Source organism: Flavobacterium undicola, assembly GCF_009909155.2.
Lineage (GTDB): Bacteria > Bacteroidota > Bacteroidia > Flavobacteriales > Flavobacteriaceae > Flavobacterium > Flavobacterium undicola.
The window spans coordinates 39207-51859 of record NZ_JAAAPM020000015.1; the positions used below are offsets into that span (position 1 = coordinate 39207).

Here is a 12653-nt window from a genome sequence, read left to right on the forward strand (position 1 = left end):
CTTTATAATTTTAAACTCAATTGTTTTAGATTGCAGACAAAAACACTAAAAATGAAACCCGCTCCATTTCTTTCAATCGTATTGCTATTCTTAGCGACAACAATTTATTCCCAAAATAAATCAGAAAAAATCACCACTCAAGACGGTGAACATTATATCACTACCTCTATCGATTATCCCATTTCAGGAACTTATTTATTTGAAGGAGACAAAGAACCAATTGTACAATTAAATCCTGATGGCTTGGGAATTTTTCAACAACATGATTTATCTAAAGCAAATATAAGTTGGGGAATTGAATGTTTTGAAAACGGAGTACCCATGTATAAAAAAGGGTTCAATTATGCAGTTTACACGCTTTGGTACAAAAATAAAGAAGCAAATACAACAACCAATACTACTGGAAACTGGATAAGTGCCCACTTTTCAATTCACTTCGAAAAAAAGAAAATGTTCATCCTGGGAGAAAGAAGTAAAGAATACGCGGATAACCAATAAATAAGTCATTTTCCCAAACACTAATTAGCTATACTTTCACTTTATTTAACTGCTAAAAAAAGGAATTTCGGTATTTTTTTTATATTTTGCATAGGATTCCAAAACTGTAAACATGACTTCAATTACCCGAATTTTTGATTTTCCGTATCATCAACAAAATGAGTTTACTACAATTCCAGATGCTTTGGCTTCAAAGCAAAATGGTGTGTGGGTAAAAATATCTACACAAGAATATATTGCTAAAGCCAATAGCATTTCAAGAGCACTTTTGCGCCTGGGAATAAAAAAAGACGATAAAATTGCCATCATTTCTTCTAATAACAGGCCCGAATGGCATATTGTGGATATAGGTGTTTTGCAAACTGGAGCACAAACGGTTCCTATCTACCCTACTATTTCTGAATCTGATTACGAATACATTCTCAATCATTGTGAAGCTAGTTATTGTTTCGTTTCTGACGAAGAAGTATTAAGAAAAATAAACCTAATCAAAGACAAGCTAACTCATCTCAAAGCAATCTATAGTTTCAATACTATTGCCAATTGCAAAAATTGGAATGAATTAGTAGTACTTGGCGAAGACGAAAGCAATCAAGAAGAAGTAGAAACTCGAAAAAACAGTATCAAAACCGAAGATTTAGCCACTATTATTTACACCTCTGGGACAACTGGAAATCCTAAAGGAGTAATGCTTTCGCACCAAAATATTGTATCGAATGTTTTAGGTAGCGCACCTAGAATTCCTTTTAAAGCCGGAGCGAGTCGCGCATTGAGCTTTTTACCGATTTGCCATATTTTCGAACGAATGGTACTGTATTTATACCAATATTATGGGGTTTCAATATATTTTGGAGAATCCATAGAAAAAATTGGAGAAAACATCAAAGAAGTACAACCTACCGTAATCACAGCCGTTCCGCGATTAATCGAAAAAGTATACGATAAAATTTATGCTAAAGGAGCCGAACTAAGCGGAATTAAAAGAAAATTATTCTTCTGGGCAATTGATTTAGGATTGCGATACGAACCTTATGGAGCGAATGGCTTTTGGTATGAATTCCAGCTTAAAATTGCCCGAAAACTCATTTTCAGCAAATGGCAGGAAGGACTTGGAGGCAGACTAGAAGTAATGGTTTCCGGTAGTGCCGCTTTACAAACCCGATTATCTCGAATTTTTGCAGCCGCTGGAATTCCCGTTATGGAAGGCTATGGCTTAACCGAAACTTCGCCTGTAATTGCTGTAAACGATATGCGAAATTTTGGTTTCCGAATTGGAACTGTTGGCAAAGTAATCGACAATGTCGAAGTAAAAATTGCCGAAGACGGGGAAATTCTTTGTAAAGGACCTAATGTAATGATAGGCTATTACAAAAACGAAAAATTAACCAATGAAGTAATCACCGATGGTTATTTCCATACGGGAGACATTGGAAACATGGATTCAGATGGTTTCTTGAAAATCACCGACCGTAAAAAAGAAATGTTTAAAACTTCGGGAGGGAAATACATTGCGCCTCAGCTTATCGAAAATACTATGAAGCAATCGCGTTTTATAGAACAAATTATGGTTATTGGCGAAGGCCAAAAAATGCCTGCCGCATTCATCCAACCTAATTTTGATTTTGTAATCGAATGGGCTAAAAAGAATAACATTGAAATCGATAAAACACACCAAGCCATAGCTACTAACGAAAAAGTTATTGCTCGTATCCAACAAGAAATCGACACGATTAATCCCAAATTTGGACATTGGGAACAAATAAAACGTTTTGAACTCACTCCTGATGTTTGGTCTATCGAGGGAGGACAATTAACCCCAACACTCAAATTAAAACGCAAAAACGTTTTAGAAAAGTATCAAGATCTGTATAAAAAGATATACAGCTTTTAAATAAGTCTATACTTTTAACTAAAAAAGAGATTGTTTCATACTGAGTGAAACAATCTCTTTTTTTTTTGCAACAAAAGCATTTTTTAACAAAAAAATAGTTGTTTTTTATTATGCGTGCATACTATTATTTCTTATATTTGGAATAACAACTATGCTAATATCATAATTTTTAGATTAAAATAAAATGATTTTGATAAAAAAGTGATTTTCTATTTGACAGAAACTTAATCAGCATGCCACATGAAAAACAAAACGATAGATTACATCTTAAGAGCAACTTGGCAAGCTATTTCCAGAATGTATAATGAAGAGGCTACCAAGTATGGCGCCACAATGGCAACTGGATTTGCATTATTAAGTATCGACAAAGAAAAAGGAACGCCATCGACTGCCCTAGGCCCTAAAATGGGAATGGAACCCACAAGCCTGACCCGTACCTTGAAATCGATGGAAGAAAAAGGATTAATCGTTAAAAAGAAAAATCCAAATGACGGCCGGGGTGTATTAATTTACCTTACTGACTATGGCAAAGAAAAAAGAGCCTTGTCTAAAAGTACGGTTATCCAATTTAATGAAAGTATTAAAAAACATATCTCTGATGAAAAATGGGAAAACTTTATAGAAGTTGCCGAAACCATCAACAAATTAATACACGATAAAGAAATATTTAACCAATCTGGAAATACCGAAAATGAAATCGCCACGATTCAAAAAGACAAGAAATAAAACAAGAATGGCGATAACATATTCAGATAAAAATAAATAGTAACAACGTATGAAACGTACAATTAAAAAAGTTGCAGTAATCGGTTCAGGAATCATGGGTTCAGGAATTGCTTGTCATTTTGCCAATATTGGTGTCGAGGTTTTACTTTTGGACATTGTCCCAAAAGAGCTTACCGAAGTGGAAAGCAAAAAGGGACTCACTCTGGAAAGTAAAGCCGTTAGAAACCGAATTGTAAATGAGCATTTGAGCAATTCGCTAAAATCGAACCCCTCGCCTATTTACAGCCAGAAATTTGCCAGCAGAATCAGCACTGGAAACACCACTGATGATATGGCGCAAATTGCCAATGTAGATTGGATTATAGAAGTTGTCGTAGAACGTTTGGACATTAAAAAATTAGTATTCGAACAAATTGACCAATACAGAACAACGGGTACATTAGTGACTTCAAATACTTCTGGAATTCCTATCCATTTTATGAGTGAAGGACGTTCGGAAGATTTCCAAAAACACTTCTGCGGAACACACTTTTTTAATCCTGCGCGTTACTTAAAATTATTCGAAATTATTCCGGGACCAAAAACTTCGACTGAAGTATTGGATTTTTTGAATAATTATGGCGAAAAATTCTTGGGAAAAACTTCAGTTGTTGCCAAAGACACTCCTGCTTTCATTGGAAACCGCATTGGAGTTTTCGGAATCCAAAGTTTGTTTCATTTGGTAAAAGAAATGAATTTAACTATTGAAGAAGTCGATAAATTGACGGGACCCGTAATTGGCCGACCAAAGTCGGCTACTTTTAGAACCGTTGATGTGGTAGGTTTAGATACTTTGGTTCATGTTGCCAATGGAATTTATGAAAACTGTCCTGAGGATGAAGCACATGAATTGTTTAAACTTCCGGAATTCATCACCAAAATGGTTGAAAACAAATGGTTTGGAAGCAAAACGGGACAGGGTTTTTACAAAAAAGTAGACAAAGACATTCTTTCATTAGATTTGAATACTTTAGAATATCGTGCAGCCAAAAAAGCTTCATTTGCTACTTTAGAACTTACAAAAACTATCGATAAGCCTATTGACCGTTTCAAAATTTTAATAAAAGGACAAGACAAAGCAGGCGAATTTTACAGAAAAAGTTTTGCTGCCTTATTTGCTTATGTATCCAATAGAGTTCCTGAAATTTCAGACGAATTATACAAAATCGATGATGCGATGAAAGCTGGTTTTGGATGGGAAAATGGTCCATTCGAAATTTGGGATGCCATCGGAGTTGAAAAGGGAATCGAAATGATAAAAGCCGAAGGACATACTCCTGCTGCTTGGGTAAATGAGATGTTGGCTTCAGGAAACAGCAGTTTTTATTCTGTAAAAGAAGGTGCTACTTATTTCTATGATATTGCAACAAAATCGCAAACTAAAGTTCCCGGGCAAGATGCTTTTATCATCCTGAACAACATTCGCGAAAGCAAAAAAGTATGGAGTAATAGTGGTGCTATCATCGAAGATTTAGGTGATGGAATTTTAAATATCGAATTCAAATCGAAAATGAATACCATTGGTGGCGATGTATTGCAAGCCATCAACAAAGGAATTGATTTAGCAGAAAAAGAATATTCAGGGTTAGTTATTGGAAATCAAGCTGCTAATTTTTCAGTTGGTGCCAATATTGGAATGATATTCATGATGGCAGTAGAACAGGAATATGACGAGTTGAATATGGCTATCAAAATGTTTCAGGACACGATGATGCGCGTGCGCTACTCTTCGATTCCGGTAGTGGTAGCACCACACGGAATGACTTTTGGTGGCGGTTGCGAAATGAGTCTTCATGCCGACAAAGTGGTTGCAGCTGCTGAAACTTATATGGGATTGGTGGAATTTGGTGTTGGTGTCATTCCTGGTGGTGGTGGTTCGAAAGAATTGACTTTACGTGCCTCCGATTTATTTCGAAAAAACGATGTAGAACTCAACACATTACAGGAATATTTCTTGACCATTGCTATGGCTAAAGTTTCGACTTCGGGATATGAAGCCTTTGATACCGGTTTATTACAACACGGAAAGGATATTATTGTAGTGAATAAAGACCGTCAAATTGCTGAAGCTAAAAAACACGCGCTGTTAATGGCTGAAGCGGGTTACACCCAACCGATTCGCCGAAATGATATTAAAGTATTAGGAAAACAAGCATTAGGTATGTTTCTAGTCGGAACTGACCAAATGGTTGCTGGAAAATACATCTCAGAACACGATAAAAAAATTGCAAACAAGCTGGCTTACGTTATGGCTGGTGGTGATTTATCGGAACCAACATTAGTTTCCGAACAATACTTACTCGATTTAGAAAGAGAAGCTTTCCTGTCTCTTTGTACTGAAAGAAAAACAATGGAACGCATTCAATATATGTTAAAAGCGGGGAAACCTTTGAGAAATTAGTTTTTCAAGAATTAAGAATTGAGAATTAAGTATTAAGTATTAAGATCAAATAATAAATTATTATGCATCAATTTGAAAAATTAAAGATTTGGCAAAAAGCAATGGATATTGCTGTTCATGTTTATGAAATTTCTTCATTCTTGCCAAATGATGAAAAATTTAATTTAATTCATCAAATAAAGAAATGTGCAGTATCAATTCCTTCAAATATTGCCGAAGGTTCTGGTAGAAATTCTGATAAAGAATTTATACAGTTTTTAGGAATTGCAAATGGTTCAACTTTTGAATTAATAACTCAATTAATACTTGCTAAAAGACTTAAACTTGTTAACGAAGAACTTATACAGCCAACTATTAATCAATTAGTAGAAGTTTCAAATATGAATTTTTCATTTCAAAAATCTCTAAAAGAAAAAATAAACACAAACATTGGAAAATCTTAATACTTGATTCTCCAATCTTAATACAATACTTATGAAAACAGCCTATATAGTAAAAGCATACCGAACAGCCGTGGGCAAAGCCCCAAAAGGTGTATTCCGTTTCAAACGTCCTGATGAATTGGCAGCAGAAACCATTCAACACATGATGAATGAATTGCCTGATTTCGACAAAAAACGCATTGATGATGTCATGGTAGGAAATGCCATGCCAGAAGCTGAACAAGGTTTGAATTTTGGACGCCTAATCTCATTAATGGGATTAGAAATTAATGATGTTCCTGGAGTTACAGTAAACCGATATTGTGCCTCAGGTATAGAAACCATCGGAATGGCAACTGCCCGAATCCAATCGGGAATGGCCGATTGTATTATTGCCGGTGGTGCCGAAAGCATGAGTTTTATTCCAATGGGCGGCTACAGACCTACACCCGATTATGCCGTTGCCAAAGCAGGACACGAAGATTATTACTGGGGAATGGGACTAACAGCCGAAGCCGTAGCAAAACAATTTAATATTTCCAGAGAAGATCAGGATTTATTCGGCTATCATTCGCATCAAAAAGCATTGAAAGCACAGGCTGAAGGCAAATTTGATAACCAAATTGTTCCTATTACTATCGAACAAACTTTTGTCAACGCCAATGGTAAAAAAGAAACAAAATCTTATGTAGTTAATAAAGATGAAGGCCCTAGAGCCGATACTTCGCTTGAAGCCTTAGCTAAATTAAGACCCGTTTTTGCCGCTGACGGAAGTGTAACAGCAGGAACTTCATCTCAAATGAGCGATGGTGCCGCCTTTGTTTTAATCATGAGCGAAGAACTCGTTAAAGAATTAAACCTAACACCTATAGCACGATTAGTAAATTACGCATCAGCTGGGGTAGAACCAAGAATTATGGGAATTGGCCCTGTAAAAGCCATTCCAAAAGCTTTAAAACAAGCGGGATTACAATTAAAAGACATTGATTTAATCGAATTAAACGAAGCCTTTGCTTCACAATCCTTAGCCGTAATTAGAGAATTAGATTTGAATCCTGATATTGTAAATGTAAACGGAGGCGCAATTGCTTTAGGGCATCCATTAGGTTGTACGGGAGCAAAATTATCTGTTCAATTGTTTGACGAAATGAAACGCCGTGGCAATAAATACGGAATGGTAACTATGTGCGTGGGGACAGGACAAGGAGCAGCGGGGATTTTTGAATTACTTTAGAAGAAAATAGAACAGAGAAGAAAGAGTATAGACTTAAAAAAGAGAAATGCGTCATAACTATAAAAACTTGAAAATTTGGCAACTTGGAATAGAAATCGCAAATGATGTTTCTGACATTCTTTTAGAATTTCCAAAACACGAAAGATATGATTTAAGTTCTCAATTAGGCCGATGTTCCGTTTCTATTCCTAGTAATATTGCGGAAGGTTCATCTAGAACTGATAAGTCTTTTAGCCATTTTATAGATATTTCTCTAGGTTCTTCATTTGAATTAAACACTCAATTAATAGTAGCAAAGCATCGAAAATACATTAACGAACAAACATTTAATCAATTAGAAAAAAAAGTAGAAGAATTTCAAAGAATGACTATGGGTTTTCAAAATGGACTAAAATAGAGTCTATTTTCTCTATTCTATACTCTTTATTCTATTTTCTCATTAAAAAAAATAAATCATGGACGACAAAACAAGAGGAGGACAATTCCTCGTAAAAGAAACGAAATGCGAAGACATTTTTATTCCAGAAGATTTCTCTGAAGAACAAAGAATGATGCGCGACATGGTCAAAGAATTTGTTGACAAAGAACTTTGGCCTAACAAAGACCGCTTTGAAAAAAGAGACTTTGCTTTTACTGTTGAATGTATGCACAAAGCTGCTGAACTCGGACTTTTGAGCATTTCTGTTCCGGAAGCCTATGGCGGAATGGGAATGGGATTTGTCGATACCGTTTTGGTTTGTGATTACATTTCAGGTGCAACTGGTTCATTTTCCAGTGCCTTTGGTGCACATACCGGAATTGGAACATTGCCTATTACTTTATACGGAACAGAAGAACAAAAACAAAAATACGTTCCAAAACTAGCTTCTGGCGAATGGTTTGGCGCTTACTGCCTTACCGAACCTGGAGCAGGAAGTGATGCTAATTCTGGCAAAACAAAAGCCGTTTTATCTGAAGATGGAACGCATTACAAAATTACAGGGCAAAAAATGTGGATTACCAACGCCGGATTTTGTTCGCTTTTCATTGTTTTTGCCCGAATTGAAGACGATAAAAACATTACTGGTTTTATTGTCGAAAACAATCCTGAAAACGGTATTTCTACCAATGAAGAAGAACATAAATTAGGAATCCGTGCTTCATCAACAAGACAGGTGTTTTTTAATGAAACTAAAGTTCCTGTAGAAAATATGCTTTCGGAAAGAGGAAATGGTTTTAAAATAGCAATGAATGCACTGAATGTTGGTCGAATTAAATTGGCTGCAGCCTGCTTAGATTCACAACGAAGAATCATTACCGGATCTGCTAAATATTCGAATGAAAGAGTGCAATTTAATGTTCCTATTTCGAAATTTGGTGCCATTCGATACAAATTAGCCGAAATGGCTACTAGCTGTTATGCTGGAGAAAGTGCCGTTTACAGAGCCGCCAAAAGTATCGAAGAACGGATTTCCATTCGCGAAGACGAAGGTGCTCCGCATCAAGAAGCTGAACTAAAAGGCGTAGAAGAATTTGCTATAGAATGTGCTATCTTAAAAGTAGCTGTTTCTGAAGACATTCAGAATTGTTCTGACGAAGGTATTCAAATTTTTGGGGGAATGGGATTCTCAGAAGATACTCCTATGGAAAGTGCCTGGCGTGATGCGAGAATTACCAGAATTTACGAAGGAACTAACGAAATCAACCGAATGCTTTCAGTAGGAATGCTAATCAAAAAAGCCATGAAAGGTCATGTGGATTTATTAGGCCCAGCTTCAAAAGTGCAGGAAGATTTAATGGGTATTCCATCATTTGACACACCTGACTATTCTGAATTATTTTCTGAAGAAAAAGAAATGATCAGCAAATTGAAAAAAGCATTCTTGATGGTTGCTGGTGGTGCAGTTCAAAAATACGGTCCTGATTTAGACGAACACCAACAATTATTGATTGCTTCTGCTGATATTTTAATCGAAATTTACATGGCTGAATCTACCATTTTAAGAACGGAGAAATTAGCTAAAAAACAAGGAGAAGCGAATATTAAAGAGCAAATAGCAATGGCTAAATTGTATTTATACAAAGCAGTAGATATTGTCACTCAAAAAGGAAAAGAAAGCATTATTTCTTTTGCCGAAGGCGATGAACAACGCATGATGTTAATGGGACTGAGACGTTATACCAAATACACTAATATGCCTAATATTGTTGAAATCAGAAGGACTATTAGCGCTAAAATTATTGCCGAAAACAAATACTGCTTTTAAAAAAATTGCTTTCGAATTAAACATAAAAAAACCGTCTCGTCATAAAACGAGACGGTTTTTAAATTTAAAAAAAATCATTCTTTCTTTTCTACTTTTATTGGCATTATTTCTCCAAAATAACTAATAGGATTCCTATTATTGCTGGTAACTGATAATGTTGCACTGCCATCAAAAGAGACAGAAAGTGTCATATCAAAAAAATCCTGTTGCCCCTTGACTGACGCATCAATTTGATATCCTTTTTTCCCTTTATTTATTACAAATTTTTCTGGTTTTCCTTCAAACTTAAGTCCTGTATCACTACCTCCATAAGCTAATCCGCTGTAACCTCTTCCAAAAAAAGGCATTTCACTTTTAATAAAATCAGCTTTGAATTTTACAAAATTGGGATTAGAGGTCAAATCAACCATTCTAAAAGTTTGTGAATTTGAATTTTGAGCTACAAATTGAAACTCTTTAGCGTCAATCAATTTTTCTACTTCTCGTTCCTTTTCTAATCTTTTTTCTGCTCTCAATTGTTTTTTAGTTTTTTCTTGGGAAAAACCCATGAAAAAAGAACAACAAAGCAAAAGCAAAACAACTATTTTATGTGTTTTCATAATTTCTAATTTTATTTATTTAATACGATAAGTGCTGATTTACAAAACATAAACTTCTATAAATATAAGACTATTAACTAAATAAGAACCTTCAATTAAACGAAGTTTATTCTTTTGAAATAACAAAAATTGTTCCTATTTTAGATAAAAACAAAATCACATGAAAATATTAGGAATAGGATCCCGAATTGAACATCCTGAATACGGAAAAGGAGTAATTACCAATGTTTCATCAACGGACTATTGGGTTACATTTATAGAAAACGGATTAGAAACAATAGCATTAGATGATAGTTTTGAAATTATTGAATCTACTGAAAACGAAGTCGATACCGTAAGTTTTTCTGAAGTAGAGAAAAGTTTACGTGATCTTCTAAAAAAATGGTCTGATGTTTCTGAAATTGTTCCAATTGGAGATAAATGGAAAGGCGGAAAAATAATTCTAGAACCTGGTCAAGCAGGTTTAGCATCAAAAGAAATTCCGATTGACACTTTTTTCCATAAAATAGTAATGGTCAGAGACCGATTACGTGTAATGGAACAAAAAATAAATTCGAGTAAAATAGAAGAAATCGAAAAAATCGAATTACAACAATACATCACCCGAATATACGGCAGTTTAACTTCTTTTAATGTCCTATTTAAATCGCCAACAAACCATTTTATCGGGGAAAAATCAAAATAGAAATACTAATATGATTTTCGCACTTTTTGTGCTATTTTTATAGTTTCAAACCTATTCTACAAAATCATGAAAAAATTTATTCTTCTTACACTAGGTATAACGACTCTTTTTATTGGATGTAAACCTCAAAATAAATCAGCTGACACTAAAAAATTAGATATTGCATTCGAATCCAAAAGCAACAGTAGTGTTGCCGGAACAGCTACCTTTATTGAAAAGAACGGAAACGTAACATTCGAAGCAAAATTATCCGGATTAAAACCAGGAATTCACGCTATTCACATCCATGAAAAATCAGACTGTTCAGCTGCTGATGGAAGTTCGGCTGGAGGACATTGGAATCCAACCTTTAAAAAACATGGGAAATGGGGAATTGGCGAATATCACAAAGGCGATATTGGTAATTTCACAGCTAACGAAAAAGGAAATGGAACTATTAAAATAACTACTGACGAATGGTGTATAGGTTGTGGAGATCAAACCAAAGACATCTTGGGCAAAGGATTGATTGTTCATGACGGAACGGATGATTTTACTTCTCAACCAGCAGGAAATGCTGGAGCAAGAGTAGCTTGTACAGCAATCATAAAATAAACTTACAATAACAAATTTTGAAACCATCTTAATTTAACAAAATTGAGATGGTTTTTTTATTTTTAGATAACATCAAAACTATAAAATAACATAGCTTTGTAGCATGAAAATAAAACTATGATTAACCCTTCTGCATCCGGTTGGATTGATAAATTCTTTATCAAGCAAGAATTCACGAAACAGCATGTTTTCTTGGATGATGATCTATTTTATAAAAAAATTAGAGCAACAGGTTTTATCTACGGTCATATTATTTCGTTTGAAACCCCCTCATTTGTTGATACTAAGGGCTGGGTTCAAAATGAAATACCTAAAGTTTCCTTATTAAATACCTTGTATGTCATTTATGGATTAACAACTCATGACGTTGATCCGAATGCTTTTATTAAAAAGTGTCTGGATTTTTATGATGATATGCACCCTCAAGGCTTCAATTTATTTAAAAAAGTCTTGCCAAATGGCTCTCCTTCTTTAAATCTGGAAAAAATTATTGATACCAGAGTTCAAACTAATGTGGACATTATCAATAAAAACTTTTCTCATATTGTAACTAATGCACTGCTTTTCATAGATATTTTAGCTTTTAGACAATATTTAATCCATGGAAAAATTCCGGAGAAATATTTAAAAAAAATCGAAGAAGCCGTAATTAGCGTGGTTACCTTAGGATTAAAAATCAAGACCAATAAATCTAATTATGACGATTTATTAATCAAACTCTTTGAAGCTTCTGTGCGTTACAGCAAATTTTCTAAAATTAACACTCAAAATATAGACGAACTCAATTTGGACTATTTCAGTTCTAATTTGGAAAAATATTATTTGATTGACATGGCCGGAATGGCATTGTGGAGCGATGGAGAAATTGAAAATGAAGAAATTTACTTTTTACATAAATTAGCCCAAAACCTTAAAATACCAGCTGATTTTGTAACGGAAAGTATTCACAACACGGATGCTTTTATAACTAAATATCGAAAAGAAATTCCGTATTTTAATTATTCAAATCCTGTAAAACATTTTTACGATCAAACCACACAAAGTGTTATTACATTGGTTACCCGCAATAAAAACAGATTACTTAAGGAAATTATTCAAAGTAAGGAATTAATGGTTTTATTAGCTTATTCCACCCGAAGAGATTTGGATGAAAAAGAAAAAAAGAAAGTAAAAAAACAGTTATTAGACATTTGTAAAACAATCCCTTCTCTAACCATTTTTTTACTTCCGGGAGGAAGTTTATTACTTCCTATTTTAATTAAATTTATCCCTACCCTGCTCCCATCTGCTTTCAATGAAAACCTGGATAATGAATAAA

General features: G+C 34.5%; 12 protein-coding genes. 11 read left to right on the forward strand and 1 reads right to left on the reverse strand.

Features of this window, described 5'->3' with window-relative positions; all coding sequences use genetic code 11:
* Window positions 1-51 precede the first annotated feature (51 nt).
* The 8 genes from GTZ96_RS10240 to GTZ96_RS10275 all read left to right on the forward strand — a co-directional run bounded on the left by GTZ96_RS10240 (window position 52) and on the right by GTZ96_RS10275 (window position 9457).
* The gene (locus tag GTZ96_RS10240) at window positions 52-498 is read left to right on the forward strand and encodes a hypothetical protein (protein ID WP_161643740.1); all 447 of its coding nucleotides are present in this window, start codon (window positions 52-54) and stop codon (window positions 496-498) included.
* A gap of 112 nt (window positions 499-610) precedes the next feature.
* Window positions 611-2389 carry an AMP-dependent synthetase/ligase gene (locus GTZ96_RS10245; protein ID WP_161643742.1) on the forward strand — a complete coding sequence of 593 codons (1779 nt, stop codon included), beginning with the start codon at window positions 611-613 and terminating at the stop codon, window positions 2387-2389.
* Window positions 2390-2629: 240 nt separating this feature from the next.
* Window positions 2630-3115 carry a MarR family winged helix-turn-helix transcriptional regulator gene (locus tag GTZ96_RS10250; protein WP_161643744.1) on the forward strand — a complete coding sequence of 162 codons (486 nt, stop codon included), beginning with the start codon at window positions 2630-2632 and terminating at the stop codon, window positions 3113-3115.
* A 49-nt stretch (window positions 3116-3164) separates the two neighbouring features.
* A complete protein-coding gene (locus GTZ96_RS10255) occupies window positions 3165-5555 on the forward strand; it encodes a 3-hydroxyacyl-CoA dehydrogenase/enoyl-CoA hydratase family protein (protein WP_161643746.1) in 2391 nt (796 codons plus the stop codon).
* A 62-nt stretch (window positions 5556-5617) separates the two neighbouring features.
* Window positions 5618-5998, forward strand: a complete 381-nt coding sequence (locus tag GTZ96_RS10260) for a four helix bundle protein (RefSeq protein WP_161643748.1) — start codon at window positions 5618-5620, stop codon at window positions 5996-5998.
* A 31-nt stretch (window positions 5999-6029) separates the two neighbouring features.
* Window positions 6030-7211, forward strand: a complete 1182-nt coding sequence (locus GTZ96_RS10265; RefSeq protein ID WP_161643750.1) for an acetyl-CoA C-acyltransferase — start codon at window positions 6030-6032, stop codon at window positions 7209-7211.
* 46 nt (window positions 7212-7257) lie between these two features.
* Window positions 7258-7608, forward strand: a complete 351-nt coding sequence (locus GTZ96_RS10270; RefSeq protein ID WP_161643753.1) for a four helix bundle protein — start codon at window positions 7258-7260, stop codon at window positions 7606-7608.
* Window positions 7609-7666: 58 nt separating this feature from the next.
* Window positions 7667-9457: an acyl-CoA dehydrogenase family protein gene (locus tag GTZ96_RS10275; RefSeq protein WP_161643755.1), complete on the forward strand. Its 1791-nt coding sequence runs from the start codon at window positions 7667-7669 to the stop codon at window positions 9455-9457.
* 74 nt (window positions 9458-9531) lie between these two features.
* Here GTZ96_RS10275 and GTZ96_RS10280 read toward each other — a convergent pair whose 3' ends face one another.
* A complete protein-coding gene (locus GTZ96_RS10280) occupies window positions 9532-10056 on the reverse strand; it encodes a DUF4251 domain-containing protein (RefSeq protein WP_161643758.1) in 525 nt (174 codons plus the stop codon).
* A gap of 160 nt (window positions 10057-10216) precedes the next feature.
* Here GTZ96_RS10280 and GTZ96_RS10285 point away from each other — a divergent pair, with 160 nt between their 5' ends.
* The 3 genes from GTZ96_RS10285 to GTZ96_RS10295 all read left to right on the forward strand — a co-directional run bounded on the left by GTZ96_RS10285 (window position 10217) and on the right by GTZ96_RS10295 (window position 12652).
* Window positions 10217-10741 (forward strand): hypothetical protein, encoded by a 525-nt coding sequence (locus tag GTZ96_RS10285; protein WP_161643760.1) that lies wholly within the window; start codon window positions 10217-10219, stop codon window positions 10739-10741.
* A gap of 66 nt (window positions 10742-10807) precedes the next feature.
* Window positions 10808-11335: a superoxide dismutase family protein gene (locus GTZ96_RS10290; RefSeq protein WP_161643762.1), complete on the forward strand. Its 528-nt coding sequence runs from the start codon at window positions 10808-10810 to the stop codon at window positions 11333-11335.
* 117 nt (window positions 11336-11452) lie between these two features.
* The gene (locus GTZ96_RS10295; RefSeq protein ID WP_161643764.1) at window positions 11453-12652 is read left to right on the forward strand and encodes an LETM1-related biofilm-associated protein; all 1200 of its coding nucleotides are present in this window, start codon (window positions 11453-11455) and stop codon (window positions 12650-12652) included.
* The last annotated feature ends 1 nt before the right edge of the window (window position 12653 follow it).